Origin of the sequence: Catenuloplanes sp. NPDC051500 (genome assembly GCF_044454585.1) — a bacterium.
Taxonomy (GTDB): Bacteria; Actinomycetota; Actinomycetes; order Mycobacteriales; family Micromonosporaceae; genus Catenuloplanes.
Genome location: NZ_JBITDX010000001.1, coordinates 87,454 through 104,256, shown reverse-complemented (window position 1 = coordinate 104,256; position 16,803 = coordinate 87,454). Strand labels below are relative to the sequence as shown.

Here is a 16,803-nt window from a genome sequence, read left to right as displayed (position 1 = left end):
TCGTTGCCTTTCAGAACAGGTCGAAGTATTCGCGCTGCTCCCAGTCGGAGACGTGCGCCAGGTAGCGGGCGAATTCGTCACGCTTGAGCGTGGCGTACCAGCCGATCGTCCGGGCGCCGAACGCGTCCGTGAACACCGGATCCGCCTCGAGCGCGTCCACTGCCGCGTCGAGCGACTGGGGGAGCCGGGGCGCGTCCGCCGCATAGGGGTTCTCGGTCGGCGGTCCCGGGTCGGTGCCGCGCGCCAGGCCGTCAAGGCCGCTGACGATCTGGGACGCGATGTAGAGGTACGGGTTGGCCGCGGGCTCGCCGGACCGGTTCTCCAGCCGCGCGCCGGAGTCGGTGCCGCCGCCTACCACCCGTACCATCGCGCCTTTGTTGTCCGCGCCCCACAGCACCCGGTCCGGTGCCAGCGAGTACGGCAGGTAGCGCTTGTAGCCGTTCACTGTCGGCGTGGTGAACGCGGCCGCGGCGGGTGCGTGCGCGAGCAGCCCGCCCAGCCAGTGCCGGGCCGTGCTCGACATCAGCGTCTCGTCCGGCCCCGGGTCGAAGGCGGCCAGCCCGGTCTTCCGCTCGCGCAGTGACTGGTGCAGGTGCCAGCCGGTCGACGCGGTCGCGGTTCCGGCGGGCCGGGACATGAACGTGGCGTGGTACCCGGCCCGGCGGCAGATCTGCCGGATCGCGCTGCGCGTCAGCACCACCTGGTCGGCCGCGAGACGCGCGTCCCCGGCCTGCAGCGTGATCTCCAGCTGGCTCGGGCCGAACTCCAGCTCGATCGAGCGCAACGGCAGGTCAAGCGTGGTCAGGCCGCGTTGCAGCAGCTGGACGACGTCGTCGATCCGGTCCAGGCCCTCCTCGTGCAGCAGTTGCGCGCCACTGCTGAGCGGGGTGACGCGCGGTGGGCGGCCGGGGGCGCCGGGCGCGCCGATGCGGTCAGCGGCCAGCGCCGTCTCCTCCGCGCGGAACACGTGGAACTCCAGCTCCACGCCGACGGTCATGTCGTACCCGCGCGATCGGAGCTTGTGAATGTGGTCGCCGAGCATCGAGCGGGTGCAGAACGGCACCTGGGAGCCGTCGGGGAAGCGCAGGTCGCAGAGGACCCAGCCGGTCTTCTCGGCCCAGGGCAGCACCCGGAACGTGGTCGGGTCCGGGACCAGCACCACGTCGCCCGCGCCCGCGAAGCCCGGCTGCGCGTCCGGCGTGAACACCGGGAACGCGGAGCGGCCGGACGAGTCCTTGAGCAGCAGCGAGCTTGGCGCGGTGATGCCGGAGCGCAGCGCGCCGGGCACCGCGGCGCGGGTGAGCGTCTTGCCGTGCAGGACGCCGTGCTGGTCAGCGAACGAGAACCGGATCAGCTCCAGGCCCAGTTCGTCGATCACGCGGCGGAGCTGGCCGGCGGCGGCGTACTGCGCCTGTGTCCACAGCTCGTGCCGGTCGATGAAGCCGCCACGGTCCGCGGCGAGCATCGGGCGCGCGTCCCAGCCGCCGCCGCCCTCGGCCACCGGGCGGGCGTCGACGTTAGGCATTCCCGGTCGCCCTGCTGCCCGCCCAGGGGGAGGCCGCCCGGCGTTCGGCCTCGCGGCGGCGCCAGGTCGCCTCCCAGTCCGCGGTCGGCGCGATCGTGTCCACCGCGAGCGGGCCGGTAAGCCTCGTGGGGTCCTGGTCGCGGCCCGGGAGCGCGCCACCCTGCTCGAACGCCTCGATCGCGCGGAGCAGCATGCGGCGGTTCGCGGTGACCGCGCGGTCCGAGACGCCGAGCCGCTCGGTGGTGCGGTCCTGGATCGGGCCCATGCTCTCCACCGCCCACTGGTCGTGGACGTTGATGTCCAGACCCATGCCGGTGTACGTGAGGTCACGTTGCTCGGCCGGGTCGTACCCCCAGTTGTTGGTCCGGTTCCGCAGCGGGCGGTAGTCGGGGAGCGAGACCTCGGTCAGGCGCTGCGCGAGGAGCGTGTCCTTGTCGGTCTTCTCCGCGAAGTCGTACCAGATCATGTGCCAGTAGTGGTGGTGGTCGTCGATCGGCACGTGCCACTGGATGAAGACCTTGCTGGTGCCGAACGGGACCACGAACGCGTTCGGGAACACCAGGTTCGTGATCCGCACGTGCTTGATCTCGTCCGTGAGCTGCCGCAACGCGTAGACGCGCAGGCCGTGGGCCGCCTCCTCGACCTCGATGTCCGGCCGGAACGCGTCGCCGACAAGCTTGGACAGCTTCTGGCCCGTGCCCTCGACGATCTCGCTGAACTGCTGGCCGTAGACCTCGCGCGGGTCCTCGTCGATGAACCTGTGCAGGAAGCTCACGTGGCTCGGGTCGATGCCGCCCTCGAGGCCCTGCAGCCAGTTGCACTCCCACAGGCCCTTGAACGCGAACGTGTACTCGTCCGGCGCCTGGAGCGCGTCGTAGTAGGGGAACGGCGGCGGGTCGCCCTCACCGAGGTAGGCGAAGACAATCCCATTCTTTTCCACGCAGGGGTACGCCGGAATGCGGATCTTCTCCGCGAAGCGGCTGTGCGCGGGCTCGGCCGGCTGCTCCTTGCACCGACCGTCCGCGCCGTAGAGCCAGCCGTGGTACAGGCAGCGCAGGCCGCCCTCCTCGTGCCGGGCGAAGGCCAGGTCCACGCCCCGGTGCGCGCAGAACCGGCCGACAAGCGCCCATTCGCCGCTGGGCCCGCGGAACAGGACCAGGTCCTCACCGAGTAGCCGGACCGGCTTTACCTGCCGGTCCGGCGTCATCTCGGAAACCAGGGCGGCCGGCTGCCAGTAGGCCCGCAGCAGTCCGCCGAGCGGAGTTCCCGGCCCGCTCCGGGTGACGCGTTCGTTGTCCTCGCGCTTGAGCACCGTGCGGCCTCCTAGCTTGGATCCCTACTGCGTGATCGGCATCCGATGCCGTCAAGATTGGATCCAATCCTGCCATGAGGGCCGGGGGTGGGGGAAGATCAAGCGCGTTTCTAGATCGTGACGCCGGTCAGCTCTGCACAGAGGGTGAGCAGGCTGTCCTGGTTCTTCGCGTCCTTTTCGTCCTCCTGCGGCCGCCACGACCGCTGCGTGTCGTAGTTGTCCTCGGGAACCTCGGTGCCGGTCGCAAGCGTCGCCAGGCGCCCGCCCGCGTGCGCGGCGTCCAGCGGCGCCTCATCCCCGTTACGGATCGTCATCTGCGTCGCCACCCAACCCGGGTCGAACGCGATGCTATCCACCTCCGGCCAACGGCGGTCGAAGCCCAGCGCCAGCAGGATCAGATGCAACTTCGTGTTCGCGTACGCCTGCCGGCCGACATACCGCGTCCGCGCGAAACTCGGATCGTCAAGCGCCAGCACGCCACTGCCCGCAAGCGCGGACGACGTGAAGATCAGCCGCTTCGGCCGGGGCAGAAGAGCCGTCAGCAGGTACGCCGACAGCGTGTTGACCTGGAACATCTCCTCATGGCCGTCCACTGTGACCCGGCGCTCCGGGTCGTGCAGCCGGCCGATGCCCGCGTTGAGCACGATCGTGTCGTACGGGCCGAACTTCTCCGCATTCCTCGCCAGCTCGTGCGTCTCCGCGAACGACGACAGATCGCCGATCACGGTTTCGGTCGCTCCCGGTGTCTGTCGCGCCGCCTCCGCCGCCCGCTGCTCGTTACGCGCGTGCAGCACCACCTCGTGCCCCTGCGCGATCAGCGCGACCGCCGCCGCCTGCCCGATGCCCGTCGACGAGCCGGTAATGAATACCCTGGCCATCCTTAGCCCTGCCTTTCCCTTGGTCAGCGCGCCGACTCTAGTCGTTCGACGATCACCACGAGACCCCGTCCGCGCTGCGGGTCTAGGCTCGGCGCGTGTTTCCGACCGTGCGCGAGATCCTGGCGCTGGACTCAGTCCGGCACGGTCTCCCACGCGTCCTGGCCGGCGCCGCGTCGCTCGACCAGCCGGTCAGGTGGGTGCACGTGGCCGAGGTCCCGGACATCGCCACGCTGCTCCGCGGCGGCGAACTGGTCCTGAGCACCGGCATAGGCCTGTCGCCCTCGGACGACGCGTTGCGTGCGTTCGTCTCCGGCCTGGCCGGCGTGGGCGCGGCCGGACTCGTGGTGGAACTCGGCCGCGGCCGCTTCGCCACCTCACTGCCCCGCGCGATGATCACCGCCGCCGCCGGCGCCGCCCTGCCCCTGATCGAACTGCGCCGTACTGTCCCCTTCGTCCGGATCACCGAGGCCGTCCACGCCCTGATCGTCGACGCCCAGCTGACCGAACTCCGGGCGACCGAGGAGATCCACCAGCGCTTCACCGAACTGTCGGTCGAAGGCGCGGAGCCGTCCGAGGTGGTGCACCAGGCGGCCGTGCTCTCCGGCTGCCCGGTCGTGCTGGAGAACCTGTCCCGGCAGGTGCTCGCCTACGACACCGCCGGCGAACGCCCCGAGCTGCTGCTCGACAACTGGGAGCAGCACTCCCGGCGCCTGCGGCCCACGTCGCGGACCGGATACTCGGCCGGCTGGCTGGTGACGACGGTCGGGGCACGGGGACAGGACTGGGGGCGGCTGCTGCTGCGCTGGCCCGGGCCGTCCGCGCCGCCGTCGCGGTTGTCGATCCTTGTGGAGCGGGCCGCGTCCACGCTCGCGCTCGGCCGTCTGATCAGACGCGACGCGGAAGGACTGGAACGCCAGATCCACCGGACGCTGCTGACCGCACTGCTCGACCATTCGCGCCCGGTCGACGAGGTCGCACTGCGCGCGCGGGCCCTCGGCGTCCCGCTGGAACGACACCACCTGGTCGGCGTGGTGATCCGCTTCCGCGCCGACCAGGAACCGGACCCTGGCTCACGTGATGCCGCGTCGCGCGGTCCCGCGAGCGCCGACCCGGGTCCCCGCGACCTTGCCGACTCCGGCCATGCCGGTCCCCGCGATCCGGCCGGTTCGGTGCATGCTGGTTCGCGGGATCTCGCCGACTCCGGGCAGGCATATCTGCGCGATCTCGCCGAAGCCGTCGGCGCTGCCCTGCGGGAGTCCGGGCTCGCCGGACTGACCAGCCCGATCGACGACGCCACGGTCGGCGTGCTGCTGGCCCTTCGCGCCGCCGACGACGAGGACCGTGCGCTCGCCTCCTTCGCTGCGGCCCTGCACCGGACCCGTACCCCCGATGCGCCGGCCGTCATCATCGCCGCCGGCACCGGTGCCCCCACCCTCCGCGAGGCCCGCCGCTCCCTCACCGAGGCCCGCCAGGTCGCCGACGCCGCCCGCCACGACCGCCGCGACGTACCGTTTTTCCGTCTGCCCGATGTCGGCCTGCCCGGTCTGCTGCACCTGCTCCGTGACGAGCCCCGCCTCCAGACCTTCGTCGAACGCGAACTCGGCGCCCTCCTGGCCCACGACGCCGGCCACCCTCGCGACCAGCTGCTCGACACGCTCCGCGCCTACCTGGAGAACGGCCGCAACAAGTCCGCAGCGGCGTCGGCCGCCCACCTGTCGCGTCCCGCCTTCTACGAACGCCTGGCCCGCATCAGCCGCATCCTCCAGGCCGACCTCGACTCCGTCGACACCTGCCTCTCCCTCCACGTCGCCCTCGTAGCCCTGACCGCAATCCGCGAGCGCTGAGTCAGTTCTGAGCTGCCAGCCGCTCGGCCGCCGTACCCACGAGCTCTGACGTCACGGTGCGGGGGGTTACAGCAGATGCTCACCGGTGGGCAGTGTGGCCTCGATCAGGCGGTACATTCCGCTTGAGGGGTTGTCATGTGGAGTGGCTGCGTCGTTCTCGTTGTGGAAGGCGGCCAGCCTGGCGGCTCGTCGGGCGGCCTCCTTGCGCAGAGGCATGTACTGCGCACCGGTGATGCTCTTGCCCTGCTGGCCGTCCAGGGCGCGGCGCAGGCGCCTGGCCTGATCGTTGTCGTGGAATGCGCGGACGTCCTTGAAATGGAGGGCGAGCCAGAGTTCGAAGCAGGGGTTGGAGACGGCCACCAGAATGTCGTTCCGCTGCGCCAGGTCGAGCGCGTCGTCGAGGCTCGGATGATGCGTGGGCCACTCGACGTCGAAGACGCACCAGAACTCGTCGATCTCGCTGCCCTAGCGGATCGCCCGCCTACGGGCGTCGACAGCCATGCGTACCAGGGTGATCGGTGCCCCGCCGGCGCTGTCAGGGTCGACTCTCAAATCCACTGCTGCGATGTCACGGACATCCGGTTCGCGTTTGAGAGCCTCGAAGTACTGCGGTTCGGTGTTCTTGCCCTCGCAAAAGATCAGGATCGTTTTCCGGGGCTTGCGAACGCCGACCCGCCGGGCGAGCGATGCCTTGGGCTGCCGGCGTTCACGACTCACCGGCCGGCCTCCGTCGAGAGCCCTAGCGCGTGTCGGAGAAGGACCTGGTCCAGCTCGGGGACGGCGCCGAATCGACCCTGAAGGTACGCCCTCTCCAGGTTCAGTGAGCGGCGGACTTTGTCTCCGCCGAACTCGGCGAGGGCCACCAGCGTTGTCGACGCGTCCTCCTGCTTCTCCGTCAGCCAGACCTCATCGCGATTGAGACTGTTCAGCAGGCTGGTGTCATGGCTCGTGAAGATCAGCTGAGCGCCGAGCGGATTGGTGTCCGGGTCCTGGAAGAGTTCGAGCAGTTTGGCGGAAAGCCGGGGATGAAGGCTTGCGTCGATCTCGTCGAAGAGCAGGATCTGGCCGTCACGCAGCGCGGTCAGGACCGGTCCGATGAGCTGGTACCAGGTTCTGGTGCCCTCCGACTCGTCAGCCATCTCGAAAGCGAGCTTCTCCTCGGCGACCCGATGCACCAGCCTGATCGCACGAAACGGTTGATCCGGCGATCTTTCGTCGAGCACCTCGACCACGTCGAAGTCGTCGATGCCCAGATCGGCATAGCGGAGGAGAGCAAGAACGGATGCGGCGTCCTCTGCCGATTCGAGAATCAGTCGCCTGGTGGACCTGGCCGCACCGGGACTCCGGGCTGTCAGCGGGAGCATCCTGTGCTGCCTGCGGGTTGCCGGGAGGCTCATGGATCCCAGCCGCCGACCGAACTCCCGAATCTCCGAGTCGAACCGCGTCGAGGCGGACAGCGCGAGGGTGGTCGGGGTCAGTAACTCCCGTACGCCGGAGAGGGAGCCCAGGCCTCGCCGGATGGCGAGTTCCATGCCTTCGCGTTCAAACAGTCTGCGCGGCCGACGCTCGGGAAAGCTGTAGAGCGCTTCGTAGTGGACTTTCTCATCGTCAAGTTCGAGAACGTAGGAGTAGCGGACGCCGTCCACCATCATGTCTGCCTCGAAGGAGGTCGATCGTGCCGGACCGCCGTTGAATCGGAACGGCTCACGTGGGATGAACCCGTCCCAGGCGCGAAGGGAGGAGGCCACGGCCTGGGAGAGCCAGTCCAGCGCGTTCAGCACGTTCGACTTCCCGGACGCGTTCGGTCCGTATATGCCGGCCACGGTCAGTAGCTTCTCGTTGATCAGGTCGAATCCCCGAGCAGCCGGGCGGTCGTCGTCGACGGCCACCATCGACAGCTCGATCGGCTCATCGATCGATCGATGGTTCGAGACCTGAAATCGAATCAGCACAGCCCGCTCCTAGCCGCTGGGGCGCATGTAGAGGAGATTCTACGTCAGCTTTTGACGGAAAATGCCCTTGGACTGCCTCAGTGGTACCTGCATGCGGTCAGGGCCGGCTCCGCATGGAACCGGCCCTGACCGTGAACAGAGGGATATCAGCTAGCCGTCCAGACCCCGCTCGATTGCGGCGATGATCTGAGGTCGCAGCTCGGAGGCGTTGATGATGGCGTCCACGGAGCCGACCTCGACGGCGCGGCGGATGCTGTGGATGCCGTCGAACTCGGCGGCGACCTCGCCCAGCTTCTCGGCGCGGACCGAGGAGCGGGTTTCGGCCAGTTCGGCTGCCAGCCCGGCCCGCTCGGGACCGGAGGCGGCTGTCACCGCGGCTTCAAGCGACGTCACCCGCGCGTCCTTGGCCGTCCGTGCGTTCACCTCACCCGCGAACACCACGGCCGCGGCCGGTGCGCCGCCGAGTACTGAGGCGAACGAGCCGTCCACCGCGAGCACCGTCATGTTCGGGTTGAGTGCCTTCGAGAAGACGACGAACGCGCCGCCGTGGTAGCGGGAGATCACGCAGAACACGATCGGCCCGGCGAAGTTGACGATGGCCCGGCCGATCTCGGCGCCGTATTCGAGCTGGAGGCGGCGCATCGACTCGGGGGAGCCGTCGAAGCCGGACAGGTTCGCCAGCACCACAAGCGGCCGGTTGCCGGAGGCGGCGTTGATCGCGCGGGCGGCCTTCGCGGCCGAGCGCGGGAACAGCGTGCCGGCGGTGTACGTGTCAGGTCCGTCCGTGGGCGGGAACCCGCGGCGCGGCACCGACCGGGACTCGATGCCCAGCAGTGTGACCGGAATGCCGCCCAGGTGCACGTCCTGCACCACAGCGGTCTCCGCGTCGGCCATGCCGGCCCACCGTTCCAGGATCACGTGGTCCTGGTCCGACAGGGCCCGCATCACGGTGCGGATGTCGAACGGCTTCTTCCGGTCCGGGTTGTGCGAGGCGGAGAAGATCTGCCCGACCGTGGTGAAGTCGCTGTCCGGCGCCGAGTGCGGGAAGTCCGAGATGTCGCGGGAGACCGGGTCGGTGGAGACGGCCCGCCGCGGCCGTGACTCGCCCGGCAGCACGTACGAGTGGTCGTAGTACGTCATCAGCAGGTCACGTGCCGACCGCAGGTCCGGCGCCCAGTACTGGGCCTGCCCGTTCGGCCCCATCACCCGGTCGTACCCGCCGATGCCGAAGTTGTCCTCGGCGGAGACGCCACCGGAGAAGTCGAGCGACTGCTTGCCGGTCAGCACCATCGCGGAGTCCGGCGTCATGATCAGGATGCCGCGGGTGTGCATGAGCATGGTGGCCTCGGCGTTCCAGTACGGCTGCGCGCCGACTGTGATGCCCGCGACCACGATGTTGATCTCGCCGCCGTCCTGGGTGAACTCCACGATCCGCTTGAGCGCGGCCGCGACCCAGTCCATGTTCTCGGTGCCGGACGACATCGAGATCCTGGCCCCGGCGGACAGCGCGAACCACTCCAGGGGCACCTGGAGGGAAGCGGCCAGGTCGAGCGCCGCGATGACCCGCCGGCACTCCGCCTCGGCAAGCGCGCCGAGCGCCTTGGTCGGGTCGCCGAGCAGCACGACCCGCTGCACACCCTCGGGGTACCGCGGCGTCGGCGTGCTCACCACGCCGGCCACGATGCCCGCCTTGTTCTGCCCGCGCGGCCTGTCCACCGGCTCCAGCACGCCTGCGGAGGACAGGTCGTACTCCACGAACGAGCCGAGCATCGAGGTCAGCTCGTACGGGTACGTCGTCCCGCGCCGCCGTGCCGCGACCACCTTCGACCGGTAGTCGTCGAGCGGCTCGATGAGCGAGACATCAGGCGTCGTGAACGAGACCTGCATGCCCGCCTCGAACGACAGGCGCACCGCGATCTCCCGCAGCTCACCCGTCGCGGCGTCCCGCTGGCGGCCGATGAACTGCACCTCCTCCAGGCCCGCGCCGGCGGTGACCGGCAGCACCCGCTGGGCGACCGCGTTGAGCTCCTCGGCGGACAGTTCGACCTGCGGCCACACGTACAACGTGATCCTGTTAGTGTCGAACCGCTTCTTGACCGGGCGCTGCGCCTGGACCTTGCGGATCGCGTCCAGGCAGGCATCGAGCGCGCCCTCGACCGCGGGCAGCGCAACGATCCGGCCGTCCGCGTCGCGCAGCGGCGTCAGGTCGCGGACCTGCGCCATCGCGGCCAAGCGCTCGTCGGCCGGGTTGTCCGGCGCCACGCAGCGGAAGAGGTAGACCTCCTCGTCCGCGGACGGCAGCCGGGTCAGGTCGAACTTCTCCCAGCGCGGCAGTTGGAGGCGGTCCGCGATGCGCGGGTGCAGGCCGCGGATCACCCGCTCCTCCGCGCCGGGCGCCCGGAACGTGAAGTGGTGGTGCATCGCCGCGCCGTTCGTGCCGGCCACCGAGAACGTGACCCGCCGGACCGACTCGAGAAGCGTGGACGAGGCGAGGACCGCGCCGAGCGAGGCGGCCATCTCGTCCGGCGACGGCTGGTCCGCCCACGTCAGGTAGGCGTCCACCACGGCCTCGCCCTGCGCCACCTCAAGGGCGGCCGACAGCGCCCCGGCGAGCGACGCGAAGTCGGAAGCGACCGCGACCAGCCGCAACTCCGGATAGGAGGCGGTGAAGAACGAGAAACCGGAGACCTCCACGGTACGGGGGTCGGTGCACCCCCGGTTGCCGTAGTAGCGCCGGCTCAGCACCTCGAGCATCGGGCCGTGGTCGACGCCGGGCCGCCCGATCCGCTGCCCGAGGATCCGGACCAGCGGCTCCGACGACGAGACCATCGCCGCGATGCGCTCGCCCCGGTCGGCCGCGGCCGGCTCTTGGTCGAGGTGACGCAGGTGGTTGCGGACCTCCGCGTACACCTCCGCGCGCTTGCGGCGGAGCATCGGCTGCGCCGCCCAGCGGAACACGATCGACCGGGCCAGGTCGCCGATGACCGGGAAGCGCACCTGGGTGGCCGCGAGCAGCCGTTCCAGCGCGCCGCTGACCAGCTCGCGCAGACCGTCGCCGGGCAGTGGCTCGGTCAGCCAGCGCTGCAGGAACGTGACGATCACCGAGACGTCAGCGGACGCGCGCTGCTGGGCCAGGAAGATGCGGAAGACCGCCTCCTCAAGCTCGGGCGTGCGCGCGAAGTCGGTGACGCCGTAGTGCGCGAGCACCCGGGCGAGCCGGGCGCGGAACGTGTCGGACAGCGCGGCCCGGTCCACGTCAAGCGACTGCAGGTAGGCGTGGAAGTACTCCCGCGAGCTGTGCACCCGGGTGTCCGCCGAGGTCTCCTCGCCGGCCGGCCGGTTGCGGCTCAGCTCGGACAGGTCCGCGAAGACCTCGAGCAGCCCGGCCTCCTCCTCAAGCGGCCGGTGGCTCAGCTCCTCGCGCGCGGCCAGGTAGCCGGCCAGCGCGCGGCGCTCGTCGAGCGGGTCCAGGTCGTAGCCGAGCAGCAGACCGCGCAGCTCCGCGATGCCGTGCGCGACCCGCGCCTCGGCCGACAGATCGTCCCGCGAGGCCGGCAGGTCAAGATCGACAGCTTCTGAGACGGCCTCGACAGCGGCACCGTCCGCCACCGGCTCCAGGCGCATCAGCGGCGCGCCGGTCTCCACCTGGCTGCCGACCGTGACCAGGCACTCGCGCAGCTTGGCCTTGAACGGCGCGCGCAGCACCGTCTCCATCTTCATGCTCTCCAGCACCAGCACCGGTGCGCCGGCCTCGACCTCGTCGCCCACGCTCAGCGGTGTGGCCACGACGAGCGCGGGCGCGGGGGAGCGGAGCACGCCGCCCTCGTCCCGGCTGACCCGGTGCGTGACGCCGTCCACCTCGACCAGGTGGATCGGGCCGTGCGTGTCGGTGACCAGCCGGAAGCGCTCGCCGTTGACGAGTATGCGGCCGGTGTGCTCGTCGAAGCGGTCCAGCTCCGCGTCGAGCGCGGCCGCCTCGCCGATGCCGACCCGGAACCGGCGCGGGCCGGTCTGGGCGACGCTCACCCGGTAGGTCGCGCCGCGCAGCTTCAGGTCGATCGGCCGGCCGCTCTTGTGCTGCACCTGCGGGCGCCCGCCGTGCGCGGTGGAGAGCAGTCGCTGCCGCTCGACCTGCGCCTCGTCCTCGTAGGCCTCGATCGCGGCCGCGGCGAGTGCGATGCCGGAGTGCTTCGTGGAGACCAGCCGGCCCTCGGCGCGGACCCGGTCGATCCAGCCGGTGTCCGCGCTGCCGTCGATCACCTCCGGCGCGTCGAGCAGGTCCAGGATGAAGCTCTTGTTCGTGGCGCCACCCTCGATGATCACCATCGTCTCGGACACCGCACGGCGCAGACGACCCAAAGCCTCATCGCGGGTACGCCCGTACGCGATGATCTTCGCGATCATGGAGTCGAAGTCGGCCGGGATGACGTCGCCCTCGCTGACGCCGGTGTCCACCCGGATGCCGGGCCCGCTGGGCAGCGCCAGCCGCACGATCCGCCCCGGGGACGGCGCGAAGTCGCGGTCCGGGTCCTCCGCGTTGAGCCGCGCCTCGACCGCGTGGCCCTTCTCGGCCGGGATCAGTTCGCCCAGCCGCCCGCCGCCGGCCACGTGGATCTGCGCCTTGACCAGGTCGAAGTCAGTGGTCAGCTCGGTGATCGGGTGCTCCACCTGCAGGCGCGTGTTCACCTCCAGGAACGCGAACAGCTTCTCGCCCGGGTGGTACAGGAACTCGACGGTGCCCGCGCCGCGGTACTCCACCGCAAGCGCCAGCCGCTCGGCCGACGCCTTGACCTCGCGGGCCTGCTCCGGGGTGAGCACGACCGAGGACGACTCCTCGATCACCTTCTGATTGCGGCGCTGCACTGAGCAGTCGCGCACGCCGAGCGCCCACGCGCTGCCCTGGCCGTCCGCGATCACCTGGACCTCGATGTGCCGGGCGCCGGTGACCAGGCGCTCCAGGAACACGACGCCGCTTCCGAACGCGCGCTCGGCCTCCAGGCTGGTCCGCTCGTAGGCGTCGGTCAGCTCGTCGTCGCTGCGCACCACGCGGATGCCGCGGCCGCCACCACCGGCGGTCGCCTTGAGCATCAGCGGGTAGCCGATCCCGGCCGCCGCCTCCTTGGCCGCCTCCAGGCTGGCCACCTCGCCACGGCTCCACGGCGCGACAGGCACGCCGACCTCCTCGGCGATCAGCTTTGCGCCGATCTTGTCGCCGAGTTTGCGCATGGCGTCCGGGCTGGGCCCGATGAAGGTGACGCCGATCTTCTCGCAGACCTCCGCGAAGGCCGGGTCCTCGGCGACGAAGCCCCAGCCGACCCAGGCCGCGTCCGCGCCGGTCTCGACGAGCGCGCGCTCAAGCACCGCGTGGTCGAGGTAGGGGCGTGCGGATGCCGGGCCGAGACAGTAGCTGCGGTCGGCCTCACGGACGAACGTGGCGGACCGCTCACCGTCGGTGTAGAGCGCGACGGTCTCGATCGGCGATGTTCCCGTCTCGGCGTTCAGTTCGCGGACGGCGTGGATGAGCCGCATGGCGGCCTCTCCGCGGTTGACGATGGCGATGCGGTTGAACACCGACCGAGCCTCCAAAAGTGCGTACACAACGGTGCGGGGCCCTCGCTCGGGCCCCGTACCAAGCTTCGTGGTTACCGAGCGGTATGGAACCGTTGGACCCGCCACTGCGAGCGGTCCCTAGTTGTCGGAACCCAACAACTCTACATGGAGAGAACCGACACCCTGTCCGCTCGCCGCCTCCGAGTAACTGGTGCAAAACGGGTGCTAACCACGCAAGTCAGTCGCGAGTGAGGCTCGTCTTCGGGAGAATGCACAGGGTGACCCACGTTGGCGGTGCGGGACACCGGGACCTGCAGGCGTTGCTTCACGCGCTCCGCGTCGGCAAGGTCGTCGAGCAACTGCCGAACGCTCACGGTCACCTTCCGCCGCCCGCCCCCGGCACGCCGCAGACCGCGCCCGTCCCTCAGGCCTGGGCGCCGATCGGCGGCAGCGCGGCCCAGCAGGCGGCCCAACACACCGCGACCCAACACTCCGGGGGTACGCAGCAGGGCGCGCTCGGCCAGCCGCCGGGTCCGCCGCGCGGCGGCACTGCCGCGCCGAGGAACGCGGCGCCGCACGGGCGTTACGGACCCGGGACCGCCTTCCCGCCCGGCCCGACCGTGCCGTTCCCACCCACCACCGCGCCACCGGGCCCGGGCGGGCGGCCGTTCCAGCCCGTCCCCGGCTCACCACCGCCCACCATCCCGGGCAGCACCGCACCTCCGGGCACGGTCCCCGGCGGCCCCGCAGGCCCGCCGACCACCATCCCCGGCGCACTGCCGACCACCATCCCGGGTGTACCGGCCCCCACGATCCCGGGTGCGCCGGCACCTTCCATCCCGGGTGTGCCGGCACCTGTCGTCCCGGGCGCCCAGGCGCCTGTCGTCCCGGGCACCCAGGCACCCAGCATCCCGGGCACGCAGGTGCCTGTCCCGGGCGTGCCGGTGCCCGCGATCCCCGGCGCCTTCATTCCCGGGCCACCCTCCGGCGCCCCCGACTGTCCCTATCCCGAGAACACGGCCCCGGCCGGCGCGCCCCCTCCCCGTACCGCCGGAGGTGGTCCTTTGCCTTATGCCTTCGGGATCCCCTCGTGGGAGGCGGTCGTGCCGATCCGGGTCAGCCCGCAACGACCGGCGGCCGGCCCCGGTGCCCCGGTCGACGGTTTCCGGCCCGGCGAGGAGTCCGCGCTGCACGCGCTCCAGACGCGGCTGCGGGAGTCGTTGCAGCTGGTCGGGTCCATGGACGATGCCGTGCACCTGCTCGACGACCACCTGTTCACCGCCCGCCCGGAGCTGCGCCCGCTCTTCCCGCCCAGCGCCGACGTGCACCGGCAGCAGCTGCACGACGCGCTGACCTGGCTCGTCGACAACCTCGACAGGCCGCAGGTGCTCGCGGCCGGGTGCGGTCAGCTCGGGCCGGTGCTGCGCGAGTTCGGCGTGCAGCGCGCGCACATCGACGCGTTCGGGATGGCGATGCTCGACGCGCTGCGGGCCAGCATGGGCGGCGCCTGGCGGCCGGAGCACGACGTGGCCTGGCGGTCGACCTGGAAGCTTGCCGCGCAGTGGTTGCAGCAGGGCGAGGAGGATGCCGGGTACGCACCGCTGACCTGGCTCGGCACCGTGGTCGCCCGGCAGGACTGGCGTCACGACCTGTCCATCCTGTGGATCCGCACCTACCTGCCCTACCCGCACCGGCCCGGCCAGCGTGCGGTGCTCGAGGCGGACGGCGCCACGCACGCCTACCCGATCGGCAACCCGCCCACGCCTGACCACACCATCGAGGTGCACGTCGAGTCGCACCCGACCGACTACACGGGTCTCGCGCTGCTGCGGGACGCGGAGCCGGGGGAGCGGGTCCGCCTGCATCCCGCCGCCGACCACCTGCCGGTCGACCGCACGTCCCGGCGCGATCTGCTGCTTGTCGCGGAGGGCCCCGGCATCGCCACGATGAAGGCGCTGATGACCGAGGTCGCGTGGCGGCGGCAGCACCGGGCCGTGCGGCTGTTCGTGGGCGTGCGCACGGTCGCGGACATCTACGACCTGGACCCGCTGCACGCGATCGCGGCCGAGTGCCTTGACGCGCAGGTGCAGGTGGTGGTCGCGGCCGGCCCGCAGGGCAGGTTCCTCGGCGGCAGCCTGGCGCATGTGGCCGCCACCGCCGCGGACCCCGCCGACTGTGACGTCTACGTCGACGGCTCACCCGCGCTTGTCGCGGCGCTTGCCGACGTCTTCGAGCGGGTCTACTCCCCGACCTTCGGGTAGGTCTCCGGCACGAACGCGGGCCCGCCCGGCGTGAACACCGCCGAGTGCGACGCCGCCTCCCACGCCGACGCCGGAACCGCGTCCACGAGCGCCTTCACCACCGGCTCGTCCTGCCACTCCGGGCTCTTGCGCAGCAGGTCGAGCGCGACAGTGCACTCCTCGACCTCGCCGACACATTCCCACGGCTTGAGCGCGTCCACGCCGAGCAGCTCAAGGAAGCCGGGAATCTGCGTGTGGTCGGCCAGGAGATCGCTGCCGAAGATGCGCCGCAGCCGCTCCCGGCTCATCGACGGGGCCATCGCCAGGAACACGAACCGGCACTTCGGGCAGTCGCCGCACCACCGCGCGGTCGCGTTGTGAAGCAGGAACGCCCGGTTGCAGCTGGTCACCACGTCGTCGTAGCGGTCGGTCTCCGCGTACAGCCGCGCGATGTGCAGCTCGGACAGCCGCCGCAGCAGCGAGAAGTAGGCGTTGGTGAGCCCCGCGTGCTCCGCAAGCGCGTCCCGCAGCAGCCCTTCCGCCTCCGCGCCCTTCGACCACTGATGGTTGATCTCCACGCCGTGCCACACCAGGTTCGGGTCGGAGGCGGACCGCTCGTTGGACATGACCACCGGCCCGAGCCCGTTGAACGCCGCCGTCGCCACCGCGATCAGCGAGTTCACGGCCGTCACCGGCACGTGCCCGTTCAGCGCGCCCGCCTTGTTCACCTCGAACAACAGCGGGTCGATCTTCCGGCGCGCCTTCAGGGCGGTCAGCCCGGACGCCGCGTTGACCGCCTCGATCACCCCGTTCGGATTCACCGAGAACGGCACCGGCTCCCGCCCCGCCGCCCGCAACGCCTCCAACGTGACGATCGAGTCCTTGCCACCACCCACCGCCGACAGCGGCCTAAGATCAAGATCAAGTGCATGCGGGGGTACGGGAGCGGGCGCGCCGTCCGGCGTATGGATACCCACCGTCAGCACGTGCGGCAGCTCATTGCGATAGGCGAACTCGCCCATCCCCTTGGTGTAGACAGCTGTCGCCCACGCCCGCGCCGCCGCACCCATCGCGTGCGGAAGTGAGATCGTCCCCGGCGCCGCCACCTTGTAGTACGACACGCCGGCCGCGACCAGCAGCAGCTCAAGCACCCGCCGCGTGCGGGCAAGCGCGTCCTCGTCCGGCGCGGTCTCCGGCACCGGAAGCGTCACGGTCTCGGTGAAGCGCAGCGGCTCCACTCCCGGGCCGGTCAGCGCATAGCGCAGCGCGACAGTCCCGGTCGCCGGATCGAGGTCGAACCCCTCGGCCGCAAAGAGGTCCCGCCCCCGGAACTCGTCCGCGCTCAACGCCACCGATTTCTGCCCTTCACCGTGCCAGCGGCCGCCTCCCGACCGGCCGCAATGGTAGCCCCGCCCGCCTGACCACGGCGGCACCGGCGGCCCGCGGGAGCGTGCGGGCCGGACCACCGCGGAAGCGGGAGAATGAATCTGGTCCTGTTCCTG

Annotated in this window: 8 protein-coding genes and 1 pseudogene; 2 read left to right on the top strand and 7 right to left on the bottom strand. The window is 70.8% G+C overall.

All coding sequences use genetic code 11. From position 1 onward, the window contains the following. Window positions 1–10 precede the first annotated feature (10 nt). From ACIA8K_RS00385 to ACIA8K_RS00375, 3 genes are all read right to left on the bottom strand, one after another. Window positions 11–1,525 carry a glutamine synthetase family protein gene (locus tag ACIA8K_RS00385; protein ID WP_396053339.1) on the bottom strand — a complete coding sequence of 505 codons (1,515 nt, stop codon included), beginning with the start codon at window positions 1,523–1,525 and terminating at the stop codon, window positions 11–13. Further along, entirely contained in the window at window positions 1,518–2,837 is a 1,320-nt protein-coding gene (locus ACIA8K_RS00380; RefSeq protein WP_396053337.1) for a Rieske 2Fe-2S domain-containing protein, read from the bottom strand. The genes ACIA8K_RS00385 and ACIA8K_RS00380 overlap by 8 nt, the downstream gene beginning before the upstream one ends. 110 nt (window positions 2,838–2,947) lie before the next feature. Further along, window positions 2,948–3,715 (bottom strand): SDR family NAD(P)-dependent oxidoreductase, encoded by a 768-nt coding sequence (locus ACIA8K_RS00375; RefSeq protein ID WP_396053335.1) that lies wholly within the window; start codon window positions 3,713–3,715, stop codon window positions 2,948–2,950. 95 nt (window positions 3,716–3,810) lie between these two features. Here ACIA8K_RS00375 and ACIA8K_RS00370 point away from each other — a divergent pair, with 95 nt between their 5' ends. Continuing rightward, entirely contained in the window at window positions 3,811–5,559 is a 1,749-nt protein-coding gene (locus tag ACIA8K_RS00370) for a PucR family transcriptional regulator (protein WP_396053333.1), read from the top strand. 66 nt (window positions 5,560–5,625) lie between these two features. Here ACIA8K_RS00370 and ACIA8K_RS00365 read toward each other — a convergent pair. The 3 genes and pseudogenes from ACIA8K_RS00365 to ACIA8K_RS00355 form a co-directional block, all read right to left on the bottom strand. Continuing rightward, a pseudogene (locus tag ACIA8K_RS00365) lies at window positions 5,626–6,276 on the bottom strand (RloB family protein). Further along, complete coding sequence (locus tag ACIA8K_RS00360; protein ID WP_396053331.1) at window positions 6,273–7,511, bottom strand: ATP/GTP-binding protein; 1,239 nt, start codon at window positions 7,509–7,511, stop codon at window positions 6,273–6,275. The pseudogene ACIA8K_RS00365 and the gene ACIA8K_RS00360 overlap by 4 nt, the downstream one beginning before the upstream one ends. A 150-nt stretch (window positions 7,512–7,661) precedes the next feature. After that, window positions 7,662–13,082: a carboxyl transferase domain-containing protein gene (locus ACIA8K_RS00355; protein ID WP_396053329.1), complete on the bottom strand. Its 5,421-nt coding sequence runs from the start codon at window positions 13,080–13,082 to the stop codon at window positions 7,662–7,664. 257 nt (window positions 13,083–13,339) lie between these two features. Here ACIA8K_RS00355 and ACIA8K_RS00350 point away from each other — a divergent pair, with 257 nt between their 5' ends. Beyond that, entirely contained in the window at window positions 13,340–15,322 is a 1,983-nt protein-coding gene (locus ACIA8K_RS00350; protein ID WP_396053327.1) for a hypothetical protein, read from the top strand. Here ACIA8K_RS00350 and ACIA8K_RS00345 read toward each other — a convergent pair. Then, the gene (locus tag ACIA8K_RS00345; protein ID WP_396054444.1) at window positions 15,301–16,647 is read right to left on the bottom strand and encodes a hypothetical protein; all 1,347 of its coding nucleotides are present in this window, start codon (window positions 16,645–16,647) and stop codon (window positions 15,301–15,303) included. The genes ACIA8K_RS00350 and ACIA8K_RS00345 overlap by 22 nt on opposite strands. Window positions 16,648–16,803: the final 156 nt, after the last annotated feature.